At 56.5% G+C, this 22,982-nt stretch carries 20 protein-coding genes; 8 read left to right on the forward strand and 12 right to left on the reverse strand.

Annotated elements, in window-relative coordinates:
• Positions 1-3 precede the first annotated feature (3 nt).
• The 3 genes from AAFH99_RS12360 to AAFH99_RS12370 all read left to right on the forward strand — a co-directional run bounded on the left by AAFH99_RS12360 (position 4) and on the right by AAFH99_RS12370 (position 2,337).
• A complete protein-coding gene (locus AAFH99_RS12360) occupies positions 4-315 on the forward strand; it encodes a YceK/YidQ family lipoprotein (RefSeq protein ID WP_043315832.1) in 312 nt (103 codons plus the stop codon).
• Positions 316-446: 131 nt separating this feature from the next.
• Positions 447-1,439 carry a recombination-associated protein RdgC gene (rdgC, locus tag AAFH99_RS12365; RefSeq protein ID WP_406827886.1) on the forward strand — a complete coding sequence of 331 codons (993 nt, stop codon included), beginning with the start codon at positions 447-449 and terminating at the stop codon, positions 1,437-1,439.
• Between the two features lie 376 nt (positions 1,440-1,815).
• Complete coding sequence (locus AAFH99_RS12370) at positions 1,816-2,337, forward strand: DUF4136 domain-containing protein (protein ID WP_406827887.1); 522 nt, start codon at positions 1,816-1,818, stop codon at positions 2,335-2,337.
• An 80-nt stretch (positions 2,338-2,417) separates the two neighbouring features.
• Here the strand turns inward: AAFH99_RS12370 and gndA are convergent, their stop codons facing one another.
• Positions 2,418-3,938 (reverse strand): NADP-dependent phosphogluconate dehydrogenase, encoded by a 1,521-nt coding sequence (gndA, locus tag AAFH99_RS12375; RefSeq protein WP_043317828.1) that lies wholly within the window; start codon positions 3,936-3,938, stop codon positions 2,418-2,420.
• 313 nt (positions 3,939-4,251) lie between these two features.
• Here gndA and AAFH99_RS12380 point away from each other — a divergent pair, with 313 nt between their 5' ends.
• The 4 genes from AAFH99_RS12380 (at position 4,252) to AAFH99_RS12395 (ending at position 7,478) form a co-directional block, all read left to right on the forward strand.
• On the forward strand, positions 4,252-4,758 hold the full coding sequence (locus AAFH99_RS12380) for a PH domain-containing protein (RefSeq protein WP_406827888.1): 507 nt from the start codon (positions 4,252-4,254) through the stop codon (positions 4,756-4,758).
• Between the two features lie 317 nt (positions 4,759-5,075).
• Positions 5,076-5,864 carry a triacylglycerol lipase gene (locus AAFH99_RS12385; protein WP_231491399.1) on the forward strand — a complete coding sequence of 263 codons (789 nt, stop codon included), beginning with the start codon at positions 5,076-5,078 and terminating at the stop codon, positions 5,862-5,864.
• A gap of 111 nt (positions 5,865-5,975) precedes the next feature.
• Positions 5,976-6,506, forward strand: a complete 531-nt coding sequence (locus AAFH99_RS12390; RefSeq protein ID WP_156035066.1) for a hypothetical protein — start codon at positions 5,976-5,978, stop codon at positions 6,504-6,506.
• Between the two features lie 15 nt (positions 6,507-6,521).
• Positions 6,522-7,478 (forward strand): mechanosensitive ion channel family protein, encoded by a 957-nt coding sequence (locus AAFH99_RS12395; protein ID WP_406827889.1) that lies wholly within the window; start codon positions 6,522-6,524, stop codon positions 7,476-7,478.
• A 5-nt stretch (positions 7,479-7,483) separates the two neighbouring features.
• On the opposite strand, the gene AAFH99_RS12400 is transcribed toward AAFH99_RS12395, so the two are convergent.
• From AAFH99_RS12400 to cysM, 11 genes are all read right to left on the reverse strand, one after another.
• Complete coding sequence (locus AAFH99_RS12400; protein WP_043315820.1) at positions 7,484-8,491, reverse strand: tryptophan--tRNA ligase; 1,008 nt, start codon at positions 8,489-8,491, stop codon at positions 7,484-7,486.
• An 85-nt stretch (positions 8,492-8,576) separates the two neighbouring features.
• Positions 8,577-9,695, reverse strand: coding sequence for a DUF3524 domain-containing protein (locus AAFH99_RS12405; RefSeq protein WP_406827890.1), 1,119 nt, complete (start codon positions 9,693-9,695; stop codon positions 8,577-8,579).
• Between the two features lie 57 nt (positions 9,696-9,752).
• The gene (locus AAFH99_RS12410) at positions 9,753-10,637 is read right to left on the reverse strand and encodes an NAD(P)-dependent oxidoreductase (RefSeq protein ID WP_406827891.1); all 885 of its coding nucleotides are present in this window, start codon (positions 10,635-10,637) and stop codon (positions 9,753-9,755) included.
• Positions 10,638-10,698: 61 nt separating this feature from the next.
• Positions 10,699-11,499, reverse strand: coding sequence for an undecaprenyl-diphosphate phosphatase (locus AAFH99_RS12415; RefSeq protein ID WP_043315812.1), 801 nt, complete (start codon positions 11,497-11,499; stop codon positions 10,699-10,701).
• A 22-nt stretch (positions 11,500-11,521) separates the two neighbouring features.
• Positions 11,522-12,250, reverse strand: a complete 729-nt coding sequence (tsaB, locus tag AAFH99_RS12420) for a tRNA (adenosine(37)-N6)-threonylcarbamoyltransferase complex dimerization subunit type 1 TsaB (protein WP_406827892.1) — start codon at positions 12,248-12,250, stop codon at positions 11,522-11,524.
• Between the two features lie 267 nt (positions 12,251-12,517).
• The gene (locus AAFH99_RS12425; protein ID WP_406827893.1) at positions 12,518-13,300 is read right to left on the reverse strand and encodes a hypothetical protein; all 783 of its coding nucleotides are present in this window, start codon (positions 13,298-13,300) and stop codon (positions 12,518-12,520) included.
• A 270-nt stretch (positions 13,301-13,570) separates the two neighbouring features.
• Positions 13,571-14,602: a ferrochelatase gene (gene hemH / locus AAFH99_RS12430; RefSeq protein ID WP_406827894.1), complete on the reverse strand. Its 1,032-nt coding sequence runs from the start codon at positions 14,600-14,602 to the stop codon at positions 13,571-13,573.
• A 218-nt stretch (positions 14,603-14,820) separates the two neighbouring features.
• Entirely contained in the window at positions 14,821-15,474 is a 654-nt protein-coding gene (gene adk, locus AAFH99_RS12435) for an adenylate kinase (RefSeq protein ID WP_406827895.1), read from the reverse strand.
• Between the two features lie 261 nt (positions 15,475-15,735).
• Positions 15,736-16,566, reverse strand: coding sequence for a nucleoside triphosphate pyrophosphohydrolase (gene mazG / locus AAFH99_RS12440; protein WP_043315794.1), 831 nt, complete (start codon positions 16,564-16,566; stop codon positions 15,736-15,738).
• Positions 16,567-16,596: 30 nt separating this feature from the next.
• Positions 16,597-18,849 carry a GTP diphosphokinase gene (gene relA / locus AAFH99_RS12445; RefSeq protein ID WP_043315792.1) on the reverse strand — a complete coding sequence of 751 codons (2,253 nt, stop codon included), beginning with the start codon at positions 18,847-18,849 and terminating at the stop codon, positions 16,597-16,599.
• Positions 18,850-18,902: 53 nt separating this feature from the next.
• Positions 18,903-19,811: a cysteine synthase CysM gene (gene cysM / locus AAFH99_RS12450; protein WP_304412652.1), complete on the reverse strand. Its 909-nt coding sequence runs from the start codon at positions 19,809-19,811 to the stop codon at positions 18,903-18,905.
• 218 nt (positions 19,812-20,029) lie between these two features.
• Between cysM and AAFH99_RS12455 the strand changes: the two genes are divergently transcribed.
• Positions 20,030-22,981: a response regulator gene (locus AAFH99_RS12455; protein WP_406827896.1), complete on the forward strand. Its 2,952-nt coding sequence runs from the start codon at positions 20,030-20,032 to the stop codon at positions 22,979-22,981.
• The last annotated feature ends 1 nt before the right edge of the window (position 22,982 follow it).

Here is a 22,982-nt window from a genome sequence, read left to right on the forward strand (position 1 = left end):
CTCGTGAAACGCATTTTATGTACCCTGTCCCTCGCGCTTCTTTCTGGTTGTGGCACCGTGACCACTCTGACCAGCTCTGACTCAGAGATAGCCCGCAACCTGAAACAGAAGAACTCGGGGTGTGTCAGTGTGCCCCGGGTATACAGCGGTGTTGCCTACAATATGTGCAAGTTGAATTCCAATGGAAGCTCCATTTACTTTGCCCCACTGGTAGGTATTTACCTGGTCGACAGTGTATTTTCAGCGGCCACCGACACCGTCGCACTGCCCTACACCATCTATGCGCAAAGTCAGCAAGGCAGTGTAGATCTGTAGAAATTCTGACCAATATTTTCCGGCTGCGCCAAGCCCGCAGGGAACCGCCGGTCCCGACTTTGGCTGGCTCCCTGCCCGCTTACATCGCATAATGCGCGGCCAAATTTTCCAATCGACTCCTGGCCTGTTGTATGTGGTTTAAAAACCTGCGCGTATACCGTCTCACCCGCGAATTTTCCCTGTCCGCCGAGCAACTGAATGAAATGCTCGAGCCGGACGCCTTCACCCCCTGTGGCAGCCAGGATATGGCCCGCTACGGCTGGGTTCCCCCTCTGGGCCGGCACGGTACCGAGCTGGTGCATGCGGCCAACGGCTACCTGATGGTATGTGCGAAAAAGCAGGAAAAGGTCATCCCCGCAGCAGTGGTAAACGAGAAGGTCGAAGAGATGGCCCTCGCCATTTCAGAAAAGGAAGCCCGCAGTGTTGGCCGCAAAGAACGGCAAAACCTCAAGGACGAAGTGCTCTTGGAAATGCGACCCAAAGCCTTCGCACGCTCCAGGCTGCAGTTTGCCTATATCGACCCGAAAGATGGCTGGATTGTGGTCAATGCCTCTTCCGCCAAGGCTGCCGAAGAGCTGCTGGAAAACCTGCGCGAAGCTATCAGCAGCCTGTCTGTAATTCCGCTGACCGCGAAAAATATCCCCCAGCAGTCCATGACCCACTGGCTGACCGCCCCGGAGGCACCCGCCAACTTCGAGTTCGGCCACGAGTGCGAACTGCGCGACCCGCAGGAATCCGGCAGTGTCATCCGCTGTAAGAACCAGGACCTGTGCGCGGAAGAGATTCACAACCATCTGGTGGCCGGTATGCAGGTGCACAAGCTTGGCCTGATCTGGCGCGATGGCGTTGAGTTGATGGTGGACGACCAGTTAGCGATCAAGCGCCTGAAATTCAGTGATGCGGTTACCGAGAAAGCTGACAACGTGGATGCGGACAACGCGGCCCAGCGATTCGATATTGAATTCTCGGTAATGACCCTGGAAATCTCCGCCCTACTGAAGGACCTGCTCAGCGCCTTCGGCGGGCTCAATACGGATACCGCCAGTGTCGATGAGATCGTCGCCCGCGCAAGCCGCGAGGATCGCGAGCAGCAGCTTGTTAGTGAAGTGGAAGAAGTTGTGTAGAGGCGGGAGCGAAATCGCCCCCAAATGACCAACTGGTTCCAGCAATGTTTTTACGCCAGCCCGAATCAAGGGAACCTCTGACCAAGTCCATGATGCCTCAGGCTTTCAGAGCAGTTCACAATCAAGGCGTGGCTTCGCAGGAATGTCTAGACCTTTCAAGAAGTCACAACGCAGAGTGTGAATCGCTCTGAAAGCCCCGCAGGGCGCGACCTGAAGACAGCATCTGCTGCGTTGCAGCTCTTGTAAAGGGCCAGCCATTCACTGCGAGCTGCGCCTTACAGCTACTGCCTTCAGGTCACGCTGAGGCATTACGGACTTGGTCAGAGTTTCCCTATGCTGGTGTCGGTAATCACTACCGACGTTTCGGGGTTGGCTTATGAAACACAGGAATTCCTTCCACAAACCCTTCACCACCGCAGCGCTACGGGCGCTCGTCCTGACCGGGTCGCTAACAGTGGCATTCACCACCCTGCAGGGTTGTGCCACTCCGCCCTCCGACAAGGCAGCGGCAGCCGCTTTTAGCCAGTACCAGACTTTCGGCTTTGCACCGGTTACCGGCAGCAACGGCCGTGCGATGTCATTGGCACAAAACGAAGTATCCCAACAACTGATGGCCCGCGGCATGATGCCGAGCGCCAATCCCGACCTGCTGGTGAACGTGCAGGTACGCGCATATCCCACTCGTCAAATGCCAGCATACGCCCCGCACGCCCGCGTAAGTCAATCCGCTACTGAGGGACAACTGACCATAGAGCTTGTTGATGCACGCCAGAAACACCTGGTATGGCAAGGCCGTACCGTCGCTCCGATCACCCGGGAGGTACTGAATAATCCGCAACGATCGATGGATCGGGCAGTTGATGAAGCATTTCGCAGCTTTCCGCGGCGCGTGCACTAGTCCGCGAAAATCTCACAAAAAACTCAAAAAAAATGGCCGCAGCTTTTCAAAGTTAGTGCGGCCATTTTTCTGGTGAGTCTTTAGACCTTCTTCATCGGCCGACCCGACTCGCCCCAGAGTACGTGGTACTTCTCCTGCTCTGGCTTATCCACCCGCGAAAAGGTGTGCGCGCCGAAGAAGTCCCGCTGGGCCTGCAGCAGGTTGGCCGGAAGGGATTCGCGACGGAAGGCGTCGTAGTAACTGAGGGCAGAAGACAATGCCGGGACCGGAATACCACCGATGGTGGCGTCAGCGACGGCGCGGCGCCAGTTGCCCTGGTGATTGGCAATCTGCTCAATAAAGAAATCATCCAGTAACAGATTGGAAAGCTTCACGTCGCGCTCGTAGGCATCGCTGATGGACTGCAGGAAGACGGCGCGAATGATGCATCCGGCGCGCCAGATGCGCGCGATCTCGGCAAAGTTCAGTTCCCAGCCCTGTTCGCGGGCAGCCAGTTTCATCAGGTCGAAACCCTGCGCGTACACACAGATTTTTGCGCAGTAGAGTGCGTCGTGCAGCTGGTCGATCACCTCCTGACGCTTATCCGCCGGTACCGGTGCGACCTCTGGCCCAACCAGCTTCTTGGCCGCACGACCACGCAACACCTTGCGCGTGGACAGTGAGCGCGAAAAAACCGCCTCGGCGATACTGGGCGCCGGGCAACCCACCTGCAATGCGCCCACCGCGGTCCAGAGGCCGGTACCTTTCTGGCCCGCACGATCGAGAATCACATCGACAAGGGGCTCGCCGGTTTCCGAGTCGCGGGTGTCCAGTACTTCCGCACTGATATCGATCAGATAGCTGTTCAGCACTCCCTTGTTCCACTCACGGAATACACCGGCAATTTCACTGGGGGTCATTTCAAGCGCACTGCGCATGACATCATAAACTTCGCAGATCATCTGCATGTCGGCGTATTCGATGCCGTTGTGCACCATCTTCACAAAGTGGCCGGAGCCAATCGGTCCGATATAGGCTGCACAGGGATCCCCTACTTTTACCGGGTTACCGGGCTCAAATCGCTCGATGGGCTGGCCGGATTTGGGGTCTACCTTGGCCGCGATGGCGTGCCATACCGGCTCGATGCGCGCCCAGGCGTAACGATCGCCACTGGGCATGAGCGACGGCCCGAATCGTGCACCCACCTCACCGCCGGAAACCGCGGTAGTAAAGAATATCAGCTTGCCCTCGTAGCGCTTGCAGCGCTGTACCGAGTCAGTCCAGAGGCTGTTGCCCGTGTCAATCACGATATCGTCGGCCTGTAAGCCGGCGTCCAGCAGTTTGTTGCATACGTCGTCTACCGGTGCACCGGCCGGCACAGAAAGAATAACCAGATGCGGTGCTTTTACCCGGGAAAGCAGCTCTGTATAGGAATTGCACACTTCTACCCGCGGGGCACTGTCACCGCGTTCACGGGCATCTTGTTCAAGCAGCGCATCCAGGCGACTGTGATCAAGATCGAAAGCACACACACGGTATCCGTTATCCACCAGGTTGAGGATCAGGTTCTTCCCCATGACGCCGGCGCCGATAAAGCCGATATCGCAGAGTGTTTCTTTCATTTGAATCTCCAGTGCACACTTGTTGGCGGTGGGGCTGGCTGGTTTTATGCCCCTGCTCAAAGGGCGCGGAGTATAGCAATCGAACAGGCGCATCGGGAGCGCATTTTACGCCTGACGCCATTGTAGTAATCACGACACTCATTCACCGGTTCCCCTTCTCAGGGCACGCCCGGTACTTGGTACCTACATGTTGATGTTGCATTTTGCCTCGTGGTAACGACTGGATGCACAGGCTATCAATTGGGCACGCGATTACCCTGTCAGCTTTATAATACGCGCTCTAATCAGCCAGACTACGGACTGTTGCCACAATATGAAAAGCCGGATTTACGCTGCTCCCTGGAGCCGCCAGCTGAAATTGCTTACCCTGCTATGTAGCATTATTCTGCTGGGCATTACTCTCGCGCTACTATTGCAAACGCCAGATGAAGCACCGGCCGTTTACCAGTTGGGCATCTGGATTCCGGTGGCGACTCTTGTACTCGGCGCCCTCTTCACGGTGCGCGGGTATCAGGTTGAAGGAAGTCAGCTCTATGTATTGCGCCTCGGGTGGCGCAGCCGCCTGTCATTGACACAACTGGAAACCGTGACTGTCGATTCATCAGCAATGGATGGCTCTATTCGATTGTTCGGCAATGGCGGCCTGTTCGCCTATCTGGGGCTATTCCAGAACAAACCGCTGGGCCGCTATCGCGCCTATGCCACAGATGCTGCCCGCAGTGTGGTATTGAAACTGAGAACAAGAACAATCGTGATCACTCCGGATGACCCCGAAACATTCGCCCATAGCGTCGCCCACCTGGCCACAAAAAATGGTTAGTGGTGCAGACAATAGCCTAGCTGGCCACGCGCTTCCGCAATCAGCACCTCCGCTTGACCCATTCACCGCAAGCGGCATCATTCAACCCTCCATCTGACGCTGAACTACACTTTCAGGGTTGGGTTTTGGCGACTGCCGCGGAGGAACGGATGAATCGGTTTACGCATCGACAACCGCCGCCCCGGTAAGCGCAAGGTCCGTAAAGTGCACACGCGGATCGCTGGGGTATATGATGGTCTCCATCGACGGTAATCCAGTCGTTGGCTTGCGCCCCTAACCCAGCGATGAACCAATACACAACGCAGTGACCAATAACGATGAAAATCCTGATTTCCTCGGTGCTCAGCGCAACCATGGCACTTTTCCTGCCCCTCTCGGCACAGGCAGAAGATTGTGTGATTTTGCTGCACGGCCTGGCAAAGTCCAAAAGCGCGATGAAAAAGTTGGATACGGCGATTTCCGCAGCGGGATTTGCCACGGTGAATGTGGATTACCCTTCGACAGATCATCCGATCGAAGCACTGGCAGGCCCGGCAATTGCCCCCGCGCTCGATCGTTGCGCCTCCCTGACCCGTCAAGGGCAGAGTACTGACCCGGCACAGAGTACTGATGCAGCGGAAAACACCCTTTCAGCCCGATCCTCCCGCGTGCATTTCGTTACCCACTCCATGGGGGGCATTCTCGTGCGCCAGTACCTGAGCAGGGTGAAGGTGAAAAACCTGGGCCGTGTTGTCATGCTGGGCCCACCCAATCAGGGCAGTGAAGTAGTGGACAACCTGGGAAAGGTACCGGGGTTCCACTTTATTTTTGGCGACGCCGGATTGCAGCTGGGGACAGGGAAATTGAGCGTGCCAAACAAGCTCGGTGCAGTTGATTTTGAACTCGGTATTATTGCTGGCACCCGCAGTATCAACCCGATCCTGTCCACGATGCTGCCGGACCAGGACGATGGTAAGGTCAGTGTCGCCCGCACTCGCGTTGACGGCATGGATGACCATCTGGAGATGCCGGTGACCCATGTATTTATGATGAAAAACCCCAAGGTCATCGCACAGGTCATCCACTACCTCAAACATGGGAATTTCGAGCGACTTTCCGAATCCTAGGTTTCATAGCCTCGTCCACCACCGCCAATACCGAAGAATACCTACGACGACTAGTTCTCCGCCGGGCAAACTACACTGAATGGCTCAGAAATCTATCGAGTGGGGCATTTCGTGCAGTCCATCTCCTGGTTCTTTCACCGTCTGCCTTCTCTGCACATGGACCGTGTGTCGACCTGGCTGTTACTCCTGTCCATGTTGTCCATGCCGTCACACCTGCAGGCACAATCCGCCCTCTCCTCCACATCGGGCGAATACACCCCACCACAAACAGAGGCGACAGAAGCGCTCCAGCCGATTGTCGAAAAAATCCAGCTGCATAAGCAACGCAACGGTCCGTTTGAGTTTGCGGGAGTCAAGGGCACCCTGAGCGGAGGTAACACCATCGAATATCTGATTGAGGCGAAAACCGGCCAGTCGCTGGAGCTGGACCTGCGCAGTGATCATGCCCAGGCCAGCTACCGTATCACCGCGCCGGCGGCACCGCGCGCGCTGCACCGCGGCCAGGGTCGACACTCGATGTACTCCGTTACCCTACCGCGGGACGGAACCTATCGGGTGCTGGTTTACCTGATGGACGCCGCCGCAAAAAACGGAGAGCGAGCGGAGTTTTTTCTGAACATCCGGATTCGAAACCCCGGGTAACGCCAGGCGGTCAATATGCAGGAAAATACCCGGGAAAAAGCCAGTGAAATTGATGCCGACCTGAGTGAGGCGATCGGTCAGGTTGATAGCTGGGTAGATGGTGCCATCAAGCTCTTGCCAAACTTTGCCGTGGCACTGGTCGTTCTCATCATTTTCTACGCTATCGGCGCGCTGGTAAGACTTCTGATTCGACGCCATCTTAAACGCCGTGACCGCTCCAATCTGGGCGATGTACTGGGGGGGCTGGTGAAATGGGGAATCACCCTGATCGGGCTGCTCCTCGCGGCAACCATCGTCATGCCCAGCCTGAAGCCCGGCGACCTGATCGCCGGCCTGGGGGTCGGCTCAGTTGCCATCGGCTTCGCATTCAAAGACATATTGCAGAACTGGCTGGCGGGACTGCTGATACTGATCCGACAACCCTTTGAAGTGGGTGATCAAATCCAGGTTTCCGATTTTGAAGGCACAGTGAAACGCATTGAAACCCGTGCAACAGTCATAAATACCTATGATGGCCAGCGGGTTCTCATTCCCAATAGCGACATCTACACTAATGCGATCCTCGTGAAAACTGCTCGCTCCTTACGCCGAAGTGATTACGAAATTGGCATTGGTTACAGTGACAGTATCACTGAAGCCTGCGAGGTTATCGAAAAAGCACTCGGGAATGTGGAGGGTATCGCCACGAAGCCGGCGCCAGAAGCACTCCCGTGGGATCTTGCCGCAAGCTGGGTAACCATCCGCGCACGCTGGTGGACCAACAGCCGACAGACAGATGTTACCCATGTACGCGCGCGGGTCGTAGAGGCGGTGAAAGAAGCGCTCGACGAGGCTGGCATCGATATGCCATTTGAGACACAGGTGCATCTGTTTCATGACCAGACCGATGAATCTGACGGCCAACGGGGGAGACAGAGGGAAGGATGGCCCGCAGTCAAGAAAACTGCGAGCCAATCAAAGCAGGACCAGTAACTGCCTCAACTAATTTTGCGGATACCGACCGCTTCACGTAGTTTTTCCAGGAATGGTGCCGAATAGGCGCGCGCCTTCTCCGCCCCCTTTTCCAGTTCAGCCTCGATCTGAGCGGGGTTAGCGAGCAGTTCGTTGTAGCGCTCGCGCGCCTCGCCAATCTGGCCGTTGATCAACTCGAACAGCTGCTTTTTGGATTCCCCCCAAGCGATACCATCGGCGAATGCCTGCCGCATGTCGGCGGTCTGCTCCGGTGTAGCGAATGCCTGCCAGATCTGAAATACCGTAGAGGTATCCGGGTCTTTGGGTTCGCCTGGCTCAAGCAGGTTGGTTTTGATCTTGTTGATGTGTTTTTTCAGCTGTTTTTCCGCCAGGAACAACGGAATGGTATTCCCGTAGCTTTTGCTCATCTTACGACCGTCGAGCCCTTGCAGTACCGCGACATGATCGTCCACCACCGCCTCGGGTAACGCGAAGTGCTCTCCGTAGTGGTGATTGAAACGGGCCGCAATATCACGGGCCATTTCGATATGCTGAATCTGGTCTTTACCCACAGGAACCTTGTTGGCGTTGAACATCAGGATATCTGCGGCCATTAGCACCGGGTAGCTGTACAGGCCCATGGTGATCCCGAAATCGGAATCCTGGCCATCATCCCGGTTGGCATCCACCGCCGCCTTATAGGCATGGGCTCGATTCATCAGGCCCTTGGCAGTCTGGCAGGTAAGCAACCAGGTCAGCTCGGGAATCTCGACAATATCGGACTGGCGATAGAACACAACGTTATCGGTGTTCAACCCCAACGCCAGCCAGGTTGCGGCGATTTCCCGGGTGGACTGATGAACCTGCTCCGGGTCATGACATTTGATCAGCGCGTGATAGTCCGCAAGGAAATAGAAAGACTGATTGTTCTCGTCCTGACTGGCGGCGATGGCCGGGCGAATCGCTCCCACGTAGTTTCCCAGGTGGGGAGTACCGGTGGTGGTAATACCGGTCAATACACGCTGCTTGCTCATATGTCCTTAAAATTCCGTACTTAAAATTGACTATCTGCTGAACTAAGGGCCGCATGATACCTGTTTCCTGCGGCCGGTTGTACGCTCAGGCGCGCACACCTCTTGCGCCATCGGCACAATTGCGCAGCCGCACCTCATATTCACCAGCCATGTGCGTCCAGCTCAGGTGCTGGACATCCGGTACATGCGCCGTTACGCAGTCTCGCACTCCCCTCGCACAACGCAGCATAGCGGCACTGAGGTTTGCCGCGCAGGACTCAATATCATCGGAATAACGCCAGCCTCCGCCACCGAACCACTCCGGATACGCCAGATTATCTGGCACCAGAGGCTGGCAGCCAGCAGCCACCGCCTCCAACACGGCCAACCCTTGAAAATCATGTCGTGCGGTGGAAATCACCCCGTGGCTTTGCCCGAGAAGTCGCCGATACTCGGGCAGTTGCTCCTGATAGCCCCATGCACCAAGAGCTCCGAGTTTCTGCAGAAGCTTGCGGATTTGGGCGAACTCCGCGGGCTGTCGCCGAAACTGCTGTCCGACCACGTGACAGGTAAATGGAATTTGCGCACGCCCGAACCTACGCAGGGCGGCGAGTAAAATATCCGGCCCTTTATCGTACTCCCAACGGTGGTTCCAGATAAATGTAGGCCTCGTCGAAGGGATTCGCTCGATACTGAACGTGCTGCTTTCCAGTGGCACCGGCAACACCCAGGACTTACTCTGGATTTCGTCACAAATACCGTCGGGCACCTGATCCGGCAATTTATTCAGCAGCTCGGCGGCACCGTCCAGCAGGCTGCTGCGATTGAATTCCGAATTGAACAGTATGCAGTCCGCGCACAACGCAGAATAGATGTTAAGAATCTGCGGTTCGACCGAGGCCACCGCGTTTTCGCTGCGCGGATAGCTGAACTGGTTTTCGTGAAAATAGACCGCTGTCGGCACGTGCGCCAGACAGGGCACCAGACCCCGCAGAGATGCCAGATCCACCATGGAAGTGACAACAAGCAGGTCCCATGGCTGCTCCATTAGCGCGCGCGCTTCTCCCCTTCCCCAGCTCAGGCTGTTTCCACGTATACGCCAGCTGAAAAAGCGGGGGGGCAGTGTCAACTGGGTCCACTGCCAGTGTGGAATGGCCGACACCAGACCGCGCCGCCAGCGCTTGTGACTGTCGGCATCGTATGCAGAAAGTAACAAAACTTTCACAAAAATGACTCGTTAAGGGCACTCAGCACTGGCACACATGATCTGCGGGTCTGTGTATCAGTCGAAATCGCGCAGGTTAGTCAATCTTGCGAACAGGCTGGAAGTATCCCAGCGGCCGCCACCAAGGGCCTGCACTTCACTGTAGAACTGATCCACCAGCGCGGTGACCGGCAATAGAGCGCCATTTTTTTGCGCCTCATCCAGAACAATTCCCAGATCTTTGCGCATCCAGTCCACTGCAAAGCCATGCTCATACTCACCTGCCAGCATGGTCTTGTAGCGGTTTTCCATTTGCCAGCTTTGTGCCGCGCCTTTGGAAATCACTTCGACAACCTGTGCCGGGTCCAGCCCTGCAGCCCTGGCGAAATGCAACCCTTCCGAAAGTCCCTGCACCAGCCCTGCGATACATATCTGATTGACCATTTTGCACAACTGTCCACTGCCCACGGGGCCGAGCAGGTTCACCGCGCGGGCATAGCAGTTCAATAAGGGACTGACACGCTGGTAATCCGCATCCACGCCACCCACCATGATCGTGAGTGCACCATTTTCCGCACCAGCCTGACCGCCGGAAACCGGCGCATCGAGAAATCCGATACCGCAACGGGACGCTGCATCGGCGAGCTCTCTTGCGACATTGGCGGAGGCCGTCGTGTGGTCAATAAACAGGGTCCCGGCCGCCATACCATGAAATGCTCCGTTTTCGCCCGTAGTTACCTGCCGCAAATCGTCATCGTTTCCGACACAGCAAAATACATAGTCCGCCCCTTCCGCAGCCTTGGCCGGCGTCGTGAACGCTTCACCTTCGTAGGAGTCCAGCCACAACTGAGCGCGACTCGCCGTACGGTTATAAACCTGTACTTTGTACCCTGCCCGGGAAAGAAAGCCCGCCATGGGAAACCCCATTACTCCGAGCCCGATAAATGCCACTGTGGTCGTCATGATTACACCTGAAGGTTTTGCAGTACCGGCCGCACCAGCTGGTCACAAGGCTTACGCCGGGTCAACTGGATAGAATAAGCCAAATCAGTGCTCCCCCCAGCAGCAGCCGGTAGATTGCGAAGGGCGCCATGCCAATACGGCTAATAAACTGAAGGAAAAAATGGATGCACAGATAGGCGCTGATACCGGATAGAACAACCCCGAGGAAGATACTTCCCCAGGGTACGGAGCTTGTGTCGAGTAACTCCAGGGTCAATAGAAGCGCACTCAGAGCAATCACCGGTATCGACATCAGAAAAGAAAAACGTGCAGCGGCCTCCCGCTTCATTCCCAGCATCAGGCCCGCTGTCATGGTAATACCAGAGCGGGATGTGCCAGGGATCAGTGCGAGAGCCTGGGCCGCACCAATCAATAAGGCCTTTTTCCAGTTCAGTTTTTCAATATCATCACGACGCTCGCCGCGAGCATCCGCCCACCACAGCAACAAACCAAAGATAATGGTCGTGGCTGCGATCACCGCCGAGGAGCGCAGATGCTCCTCAATGAAGCCCTTGAATGCCAGGCCTACAAGACCAGCGGGAATCGTGGCGAGCACTATAAGCCACGCGAGGCGGCCTTCACTGGAAAACTGACCAGTCTTGAATCCCCCCAGGCCGTCACTAATCAACTGCCAAACGTCTTTGCGAAAATACACCAGTACGGCGATCAAGGATCCGAAATGCACGGCCACATCAAACGCCAGCCCCTGATCGGGCCAGCCCAGTACCTGATGAGGCAAAATCAAATGTGCGGAACTGGAAATTGGCAGAAATTCCGTAATTCCCTGAATAAGCGCCAGGATGACAATCTGAAAGGTTTCCATACTCTTCTACTGCATTAAAACGTTATTTGAGCGGACGAATACGTTCACGCTTTTTCCAGGTAATTTCATTGCGCAGGTAAGCGGGCTCCAGCGCTTCTGCGGATACCTGCACCCCAGTTCCCCACAAATCAGCGGCCAGCACCGCAATATCCTGGGCGTGGATGGCAGCATCCAGCGCGAGTGCCCGTGGATTAAGCTCTGCCAAAGGTGTGTACTTCCAGCCGGGACCGGCTCCCAGCAGCGGCGCGCAAGGCTCGGATTCGACAATATACTGCTCCGCCAGCAAGGTGGACACGACCTGATCCGGGGCGGACACCTGATCGTCAACGAGAGGCTTTCCCGGACTTGAGGCGTCGTAGAGCCCCCAGTAAACCTCCTGCATACGCGCATCCAGAGCTGCCAGTACGGGTACCGACTCTGCTGCCCACTGCGGGTTCTCACGCACCGCACCACAGGCGAGAGCAGCAAGACTGGAAACGGGTACTACCGGCTTGTCTGCGGAAAACGCCAACCCCTGCACGCAACTGATCGCGATACGCAGACCGGTAAAAGAACCCGGCCCCTTACTAACCGCCATGGTATCGATCTGGGACAGGCTACATTGCCCTTCGGCCAATACCTGCTCCACCATAGGCAATAGTCGGCGGGTGTGATCGCGCTCTGCACGGACAAAAGCCTCACGCACCGCTCCGTGATCGTAGAGGGCAACGGAGCAGGCGCCGGAAGTAGTATCGATAGCAAGGATTTTCAACAGACAGGTCCCATTCCGGTGTTTTACTAAGCAGTTACGGTGGATATCAGGCGATTCAGCCCCCTGGTGAGCTGCAGGACTTGTACCACCCCTACCTCTTCCAGACTGACCGTGCTCCGGTATTCGGGGGCGAATTGTGGCACGGCCAGCCGTAAACGCAACTGGCCGCCAAACTGGACCTACTACAAACCAAAAAAGCCCCGGAACCAGGTTCCAGGGCTTTTGCGAGTGCGCCCGCGAAGGGCACTCCGGGTCAGTGGCCGTTGATCATGCCTTCTTGGGCGGACGACCGCGCCGGCCTGTGGCCTTTTTGGCAGTAGCCTTCGGTGGGCGACCGCGACGTGCGGACTTCTTGGGTGCTGATTTTACCGCTTTGGTTGCCGCTTTTCTGGCGGCAGCCTTTTTCACGGTCGACTTTTTCGCAGCGGCCTTTTTAGGACGCCCGGCCGATTTCTTCACCGCCTTTTTCTTACTGGCTTTCTTGGCTGCCTTTTTGGCTTCTGCATTCGCTTTGGCAGCAGCCTTTTTCTCCATCGCCTTGGCTTTCGCAGCAGCTTTCTTCGCCGCAGCTTTCACTTTGGCGGTAGCTTTCTTCTCTGCCGCTTTTACTTTTTTGGCATCCGCCTTGGCTCGGGTCTTTTTCCAGCGGGCCTCAAAGGCTTTCAGCGCCTTACTCAGCTCCTTATCAGCTTTGTTCGACAACTTCTCGGCCAACTCGGAAACCGACTTCTTCGCGGATTCTTCAGCCTGGCGCACGGCATCCATGGTATTGGCTTTTGCAAGCCCAAGTTTGGCCTCAGCCAGCTTGGCGCGCTGCTCACGCAACTTTGCATTGGCGGCTGTCAGCGACTTTTTTGCCGCCGCAGTGTTGGACTTTTGCACCCGGGCACGGGCTTTTCCAACGCGGTCCAGCTGTGCATCCAGCGATTTTGCAGCGGCATCCACTGCTTTCTGGGCTTTGACTACCACTGGTGAAGCGGCAACGGAAGCTTTGGCGGCCGGTTTTGCTACCCGTTTTGCCTTAGCCTTTTTCTTTGCGACTCGTGCCATCCCTTGTCTCCTCTTTCTCTAATTAAAGAAGTCACTGTTCACACTGAATTGTGTATCGACCAAGCGTGAAAATTGAGAGCAGCCCAGCCATTGAAAATGACACGGCTGTATCAAAGTTAATAAAAAAAAGAGGGTTTGCAAGAAAAAAAGATTAAAAACAACCAAATTTCACAAAAAAGTTGGATTTTTTTTAGGGATTTAACAAAATTCCGATGGAATTTCCGGAAAACCCCAAGCGCGGGAGAGGAAAAGGAAGGGAGTGGATAGCAATTAATTTATTCCATCTCCCGCGATTTGATCTGCAATGACCGCCGGTAAACGATCTCGAACCACCGCTTCCAATGCTTTTAAATGGTCCTCGCGGGCGTTCAGTGCTGGAATATACCGGTACTCGGTACCCCCCGCTTCGATAAAATTAGCGCGATTCTCTACCGCGATTTCTTCCAGGGTCTCGAGACAATCAGCAGAGAACGCGGGGCAAATCACATCTACGCTGGCCACCCCACTTTGCCCCCACGCTATCAGGGTTTTGTCGGTATAAGGCTGTAGCCACTCCGCCTTACCAAAGCGGGATTGAAAGGTAATTGCCCATTTATCCTCAGAAAGTCCCAGTTCAGCAGCCAGCAGCCTGGCTGTGCCACAGCACTGATCATAGTAAGGGTCGCCCTTGCGAATGTTTGCCTTGGGAATGCCATGGAACGACATCATCAATTTCTCCGCAGCACCCCGACCCGCCCAATGCTCGCGCACCGAGTTGGCCAGCGCTTCAATATATAAAGGGTGCTGCCAGTATTCGTGTACCACGGAAATATCCGGCACATTGCGGCTACTGCGCAGGATCTCTGCCACCTGATCGTAGATGGCACCAGTGGTAGTGGCGGAATACTGGGGATACAACGGCAAAACGGTAAACTGGGTAATGCCATTTTCGGACAACCGGGACACGGTATCGGCCAGCGAAGGGCCACCGTACGTCATCGCATAGGCCACGGTAAATTGCCCTGGGGCGCGAGAGTTCAGCCGTTGCTGTAGCAAGGCCACCTGACGCTGGGTGTAATACACGATGGGCGAGCCGGTGACGGTTTCACCATCCAGCCCCTGATTCCAGATTTCCCGATAAGCGGGGGCGATCTTCGCCGGGCGGAACGGCAGCACCAACAGGTTCAGGATCATCGCCCATAACGGACGAGGAATCTCGACCACCCGTGAGTCAGAGAGAAACGCCTTCAGGAACTGGCGCACGGCGCCGGGAGTCGGCTCAGCGGGGGTACCCAGGTTCATCAGGATGATTGCATGCGCCATATTGCGATACGCTCCTCTATTGAAAATCAGTGTGGGGTCAGGGGCGAATGTGATGCAGAGTATTCCAGAATCCTGAAAAAAAGTATTTAGCAGGTTTTCCCGGTAACTTGATAGGCTGTGACAATCAACCGGGGGGAGGGACGTGAATACAAAAAAAGCTCCCGAAGGAGCTTTTTCGTATTATTCCCTCTACTGGGAACATCGCAGGAGATACGACTTCAGCTCAGCGCCTCAATCACTTTCTCACGGATATCGTCCATGGAGCCAACCCCTTCCACCTTGCTGTACTTGGGGGCGGTTTCCGGTGCGCGCTGGGCCAGTTCGCGGTAGAAACCGACTAGCGGCTCTGTTTGCTCATGGTATACCGACAGGCGATTGCGCACGGTGTCTTCGGTGTCATCAGCACGCTGAACCAGTGCTTCGCCAGTCACATCATCCACACCTTCGTTTTTGGGTGGATTGTAAATCAGGTGATAAACGCGACCGGAGCCTTCATGCACCCGTCGGCCGGACAGTCGTTTAACGATTTCTTCATCATCAACAGCGATTTCCAGCACGTGATCGATGGATACGTCCGCATCCAGCAGTGCCTGTGCCTGGGGAATAGTGCGCGGAAAGCCATCAAACAGGAAGCCATTAGCGCAGTCTGCCTGTGCAATTCGCTCCTTCACCAGCGCAATGATCAGATCGTCGGAAACCAGCTTGCCGGCTGCCATGACATCTTTGGCCTGCAGACCCAGCGGCGTGCCCGCTTTGACAGCGGCGCGGAGCATGTCTCCGGTAGAAATCTGAGGAATACCAAACTTCTCGGTAATGAACTGGGCCTGGGTGCCTTTGCCGGCGCCAGGTGCGCCCAGAAGTATGATTCGCATAAACAGATAGTCTCCAGATCATGCCGAGGCAATTATTGAATATTCCCAGCCGGAGGTTCCGGTGGCGCCCCGAGAAAAGAGCGCTACCTTACACTTTGCCCCCACACAGAACAAGTCCGCATGTGGTCAGGCCGAATTAGGTAATTTTTTTACAAATTTCCCGTCAATTAAAGCAGATCGCTTCTCTTCCCGGGGATAATTTCACCAGCCAGCCAGCCAGCCAAGTCTTTCTTGACTCAAGCAAACAGCACCGAACACCGTTCAACCCGCCTCCGGGGACTGATTTCCGGCGACCTTCGCCGCGTCCCAAAGCCGGTCCAGTTCTTCGAGAGAAACGTCCGCAGGTTGCTGGTCGCGCTTAGCGAGCGCCGCTTCAACCGCAGCAAAGCGCTGCTCGAATTTTCGATTGCTCTGACGCAGGGCCGTCTCAGAGTCAAGTTTCAGGTGCCGCGCCACGTTGACGCAGGAAAACATCAGGTCGCCCAGCTCTTCACTCGCGTGGTCACGGTCGCCACTGGCTATGGCTTCTCGCAGCTCCCGCAGTTCCTCTTCTACCTTGTCCAGCACCCCATCTATTTCCGGCCAGTCGAAGCCGACCTGGGAAGCCCGCTTCTGCAATTTCGCGGCACGGGTCAGCGCCGGTAATCCCACCGCCACACCGGCCAGTGTACCGCCCTCGCCTTTTGCTTCCCGCTCGGCGGCCTTGATCGCTTCCCAGTTGGCCTTCACTTGCCGCTCGTCGATTTCCGCTGTCTGGTTTTCGCCATAAAGCGCACCTGACGGAAACACATGAGGATGGCGACGAACCAGTTTACGCACCAGCGTATCGACAATTCTGGAAAAATCGAAGCACCCCTCTTCCCGCCCCAATTGCGCGTAAAAGATGACCTGAAACAACAAGTCGCCCAACTCTTCGTGCAAGTGCTCGAAATCTTCCTGCTCGATAGCTTCGGCGACTTCATAAGCCTCCTCAATGGTCGACGGTACGATACTCGCAAAGCTCTGCTTGAGATCCCAGGGGCAACCACCGTCAGGATTTCGCAGCTGCGCCATCAGATATTGCAGATCTTCGACATCGTAGGTTTGCTTCATAATCGACTCGCTTTCTCGTACCTCGCCACCTCAGTGCAATATTCGACGCTTCGCCGAGGCCACATTGGGCAGCTGGTTAATGCGATGTAGCACCTGGCTGAGTTCCTCAAAATTGTGGATCTCTGCCGTGATGACCATATCCACCGTGTGCTTGTGTTTGTTGGAGTGAGTCTGCATGGCAGTGATATTGATACGCTGGCTATCAAGCATGGTGGTGACATCCCGCAGCAGGCCGTGGCGGTCGTAAGCCTCTACCATAATTTCCACCGCGTATACTTCCGTTGGTTTCTCGGCCCACTCCACCTGCAGGATGCGCTCTGGTTCTTCCGACTGCATTCGCAGCATATTGGCGCAGTCCTTGCGGTGAATGGAGACCCCGCGTCCCAGGGTGATGTAACCCATGATTTCATCGCCGGGCAGAGGGTTGCAGCAGCGGGCAATATGCGTCAACAGGTTGCCGACACCATCGATATAGACATCCGCCTGCCCCTCACGCGCCACCGGTGCGGTAAGTGACAGTACCGGCTCGCCCTTTTCTACCTTGATCATCCGCTGAGCGGCATTCAGCACTTGTCCGACCCCGATATCTCCGGCGCCCACTGCGGCATACAGATCATCCAGGGAATGCATATTGAGTTTTTTCGCCAGCTTTTCGAAATCGAAATCCGTCAGCGCCAGCCGTTTGAATTCGCCATCAAGAATGGTGCGGCCTTCCGCCACATTCTGGTCTCTCGCCTGCTGCTTGAACCAGTGAATGACCTTGGCCCGCGCTCGCGAGGTAGTGATATACCCCATACTGCGCGAAATCCAGTCGCGGCTGGGTGCCTCCCGTTTGCCGGTCAGAATTTCTACCTGGTTTGCAGTTTGCAGCTCGTGGTTGAGGGGCACGATGCGGCCATCCACCTTGGCGCCCCGGCAACGGTGCCCGATCTCTGTATGGATTTTGTAAGCGAAATCGAGGGGCGTCGCACCACGGGGCAAATCCACTACGTGACCATCCGGCGTAAATACATAAATTCGAGTATCTACGTCGCTGGCCTGCAGGTCGTCCTGCAACGGATTTCCCCCCACCTCTTCGTGCCAGTCGAGCACCTGACGCAGCCAGGAGATTTTCTGTTCGTAACCGTCCTGGCCTTCCAGCTGACCAGACTTCTTATCCGTACCTTTATAGCGCCAGTGAGCACAAACCCCGTACTCGGCCTCCTCGTGCATGGCGAAAGTACGGATCTGGACTTCCAGAACTTTGCGATCAGGTCCGATTACCGCGGTATGTAAAGACCGGTAGCCATTTTCTTTAGGCGATGCAATGTAATCGTCAAATTCATTGGGAATATTGCGCCACAGGTTATGTACGATGCCGAGCACCGCGTAACAGTCGCGCACCGTGGGCACCAGGATTCTCACCGCGCGAATATCGTAGACTTGGGAAAAGCCGATGTTTTTCCGGCGCATCTTCCGCCAGATGCTGTAAATATGCTTGGCGCGACCGAAGACTTCACCTTCGATATCCGCCTTGTGCAGTTCGTTGCGCAACAGACCGAGCACATCGTCGATGTACTCCTGCCGCGCCAGCCGCTTCTCATCCAGCAGCCGGGCAATCTGCATATAGTCATCGGGTTCAAGGTAACGAAAGGCCAGGTCTTCCAATTCCCATTTGATATGACCGATGCCCAGGCGATGGGCGAGCGGTGCATACACATCCGCCACTTCGCGGGCGACACGGCGCCGCTTGGCCTCGTCGGCCTTTTTCGACGCGCGAATAGCGCAGGTACGCTCCGCCAGCTTGATCAGCGCAACCCGGACATCGTCCACCAGCGCAACCAGCATACGGCGGATATTTTCCGAATGCTCTTCAACAGCGCCGCTCTGATTTTCCTCCCCAGTGTCCGCACTGCGATTGCGGATTACCGCCATCTGCAGAACACCGCGAATCAACTTGGCGATCGTCTCGCCCATTTCGCTTTCGACGGTTTGCAGGGACAGGCGTTTCTCCCGCACCGCTCGATAGAGCATGGCCGCACACAGGGCTTCGCCGTCAATCTGCAGGTCCGCAAGGATCTCTACCATTTCCAGACCGGTAAGGAAGCTGCTGGCGCCCTCGGCCCAGATATTTTCTGCCTCGATGGCTTTCTGTTCCGCTTCCTCACTGATCTCCACGGCTTTGCGCAGATTGACCAGTGTGCCCCCGTCCAGCTTGGCCATCGCCTGTATGTGGCGCAACCATGCCTCCCTGTCCAGGGTGCCGTCTTCCAGTCGCGGATAATTTTTTCTGACTTGTACCAATGGTCTAACTCGCGGTTACAAGGATCTTTATACGGCGTGATCGCTGTTCGGACTTATGCATCCTGGTCGGCGTCAAACAGACCAGATGACAGATATCGGTCGCCGCGATCACAAATGATCGCCACAATCGTGGCATTCTCAACTTCAGCGGAAACTTTCAGTGCACCGGCCACCGCACCGCCGGAAGACACACCACAGAAGATACCTTCTTCCCGTGCCAGGCGACGGGTCATGGCTTCGGCTTCTGCCTGACTGATGTCCATTACCCGATCCACCTCTTGCGGAACAAAAATCTTGGGCAGATAGGCCGGCGGCCAGCGCCGTATTCCGGGAATGGATGAACCCTCGGTGGGCTGCAGACCGATGATCTGCACCGCGGGGTTCTGCTGCTTCAAATAGCGGCCACACCCCATGATCGTGCCGGTGGTCCCCATGGACGATACAAAGTGCGTAATCAGGCCACCTGTCTGACGCCAGATCTCGGGGCCTGTACTATCGATATGCGCGCTGGGATTATCCCGGTTAGAGAACTGGTCCAGTACAAGCCCCTGACCTTCCGCCTGCATTTGCAGTGCCAGATCCCGTGCACCCTCCATACCCTGCTCAGCGGTGACCAGAATCAATTCGGCACCGTAGGCGGTCATCGCAGCCTTGCGTTCATCGGTAGCGCTCTCAGGCATAATCAGAATCAGACGATAGCCCTTGATCGCCGCCGCCATGGCGAGGGCTATACCGGTATTGCCACTGGTGGCCTCAATCAGCGTATCCCCCGGGGTAATCTGACCACGGGCCTCAGCTCGGCTGATCATGGACAGCGCAGGCCGATCCTTGACCGATCCCGCAGGGTTATTGCCTTCCAATTTGAGCAGCAGCGTATTGCTGGTCTGCCCTTGCAGGCGCTGCAAGCGCACCAGTGGCGTATTGCCGACACAATCGGCAATCGTCGGATATTCCATAGTCAACTTCAGGTCCATCGCTTGGTTCAAAGAACGCATCAAAAGGCCATTCAAGGGGCGGCCAAAGGCCAGGCGGGCGCACATTCTACCTGTCCGCGGGGCGAGCTGCGAATCCGAACCCGGATATCTGGCCACTGACAAGGTTAAATGGGGCTGGTTTCTGCTGCCAGCAGAGGTAGAATCGGACAAAAATAACACAATCGAAACAGGCGCGATCAGGCAACATGGTTCCCCCCACCCCCTCAGACCCGACATCCACGCCGCAAGTGCCTCCGTCTAGCCGGCGCCACAGGAGCAAGCGCCGACTGTCCCTGAGAGCGCTGCTGTTCCGCTACGCGATGACGCCCGCACTGATTCTGGCCGTGCTACTGTGCCTGCTGTTCACGCTCCAGCAAATGAGCGACCGGCGTGACCTACTGTTGAGTCATGGTCGCGCCAGTGCCGAGCAACTGGTAGAGCTGATCCACCTGAGCGATGGCTACGCCTTTGAGGAGCGCATCCAATGGCTTGATAAAAGCCTGATGGCGCTGATGCTGGAGCGGGACATGATCCGCTCGGTCCAACTGTACCGGGCAGACCTGAACAGTGCTGGCGAAGAGGAATTCAAACTGATATCCAGTGTCGGGCCACGCCCTCGCACCATATTTACTGCCGATGAGCTGCGCGGCAAGTCGGCTCACGTGCACGAGGACCTGAAAAGTCTTCAGGTACTGCAACCGCTGATCGGAGACGACGCCAATTGCTGGTTGAGTATTGAACTGCACCGCCCCTACTTTCTGGTGGGCACCTATCAGGTGGCGCTGGTAGGGTTAGTCGGGCTGATCATCTGCAGTCTGGTGGCGCTGGTATGGGCGGTTGCCATGTCGGAGCGCGCCTCCCGCAGTATGGATCGCATCAAGGAGTCCCTACGGATTATCGGTACCGGCAAATTCGCCACCCGGGTACCCAACTCCCACAATCTGGAACTGTTTCAGCTGGGGGAAGAAATCAACCAGATGGCACGCAACCTGGCGGAATACCACCGTGACTACCAGGAAGGCCTCCACCAGACCATGGAGGACCTGCGCCAGTCTCTGGACGCCATGGAAGAGCAGAACATCGAGCTGGAGATCGCGCGTAAAAAAGCCGAGGAAAACAGCCGCGTCAAGTCCACCTTTCTCGCCAACACCAGTCACGAAATCCGCACGCCACTGAACGGAATCATCGGGTTCACCAACCTGCTACTGAAAACTGAAGTCGACCAGCTGCAGCACGACTACCTGCAGACGATACAGCGCTCATCCGAGAATCTACTGACGTCGATCAACGATATTCTGGACTTCTCCCGGATTGAGTCCGGTAACCTGGTGCTGGATCACAGCCCCATGAATCTGGGGCAGGTTCTGGAGGAAACGCTGCAGATCCTCGCGCCCTACGGTTACGAGCACAACCTGGAACTGGTGCCTTTCGTCGACCCGCAGTTGCCGCCCTCCCAAATTGGTGACCCGCTACGGATCAAACAGATACTGACCAACCTTGTGAGCTCTGCAATCCGGTGCTCGGAGAACGGCAGTATCCCCGTGCGCATTGCCGTTTTGAGCGGCAAAGAGTCCGAGCTGATGGTGCGCATCAGTATCACCGACAACGGGGAGCGCTGTGATGATCAGGGTCGCCGCGAGCTGCGCCTGCTACTGACCGGTACAGCCAATCAGCAGCAATTGTCCAATAGCGGTATGGGGCTGGGAATTGCGCGTAACCTGGTGCACTCCATGCAGGGGGAAATCGGTCTCGACGAGAATGAACAGGGCGGTTGCACCTACTGGATTCAACTTCCTCTGACCATCGATCGCAATCGAATCGCAGTAACTCGAGAGCAGTTCCCGGGCTGTCGTCTGCTGTTGGTGGACCCCAACCCCATGACCCGCCAGCAGATCTACCAGCAGCTCTCGTACTGGCGCGCTGCACCGCTGGAACACAATGATGGCGAAAGCCTGGTGCCGGCGGTAGAGCAGATGTGGCGTCACGACGCTCTGCCGGATGGCCTGATTATCGACACGGCCCTGGCGAATAACGATTTCGATGGTTTCATCAGCACCGTGCAGCAACTCATCGACACCTACCAATGCCGGGTGATCATTCAGGGATCACCGGTTGACCTCCGGCGCTGCTACGACGCCCTGCGCACCCGGGTGCTCGCATTCCTCGCCAAACCGGTCAGCCGCGAAGGTCTGCTGCGCGCCCTCAAGCGCGCGGTCCCGCAACAGGCACAGTCCCGCCCACAGACGGGCACCTTTCCGGCCCTGCCCTGGCCGACCCAGCCGCGGGTCCTGGTGGTGGACGACTACGAAGCGAACCGGCGATTGATGAGCGAACTGCTGCGAGCACAGCACATCGAAACAACCCTGGCCGACAGTGGTGAAGAGGCTCTGCGACTGTGGCGAGGACAGCATTTCGACATGATCTTTATGGATATCCAGATGCCGGGGCTCGATGGCATCGCCACCACGCAGACGATCCGCAGCGAAGAGAGCGGGCGGCGCACACCGGTGATCGCCCTTACCGCGCACGCCGGCACCGAAGAGAAGTCGCGCCTGTTAAGTGCCGGCCTCGACGACTACCTCAGCAAACCGGTCAGCGAGAGTCAGTTGACTCACACCGTAAAACGCTGGATGGAAGTAAGCTCAAATGGTGCCCCCACACCACTTACCACACTGATGGAGCCGCGACTGGTCGACATCGCGGACAGTCTCAACCTGGCCAATCAGGATGCAAGGCTCGCACGGGATCTGCTGCGCATGTTGCTGAAAGGCCTGCATGAAGACGAGCAGGCGCTCGCGAGTATGGCGCAAAGCGGCGATTACCTCGCCATGTTCGAACGGGTGCACCGCCTGCACGGCGGCTGCTGCTATTGCGGCGTACCACGCCTGCGCACCGCCACCGAGCAGCTGCAGGAGCTATTGCGGCCACTGCAGGAGAAACACCTGGATGGTGAAAAGGCGGAAACACAGCGCACTCCACTGAGTGACGACGACCTGCCGGATAAAGCGACTTTTGAGACAGTCTACAAACTGGTCAGAAAAGAGATTCGCGGATTGCGGGATTGGGCGGCGGACCAGGACCTGGACGCATTGTTCGGCCTGGAGTGCGAGGTAGAGCAAGCAGGCCCCGGGGAAACTGACCTCGACCATCGGCTGTAAA

This window comes from Microbulbifer sp. ARAS458-1, assembly GCF_045348205.1.
GTDB lineage: Bacteria > Pseudomonadota > Gammaproteobacteria > Pseudomonadales > Cellvibrionaceae > Microbulbifer.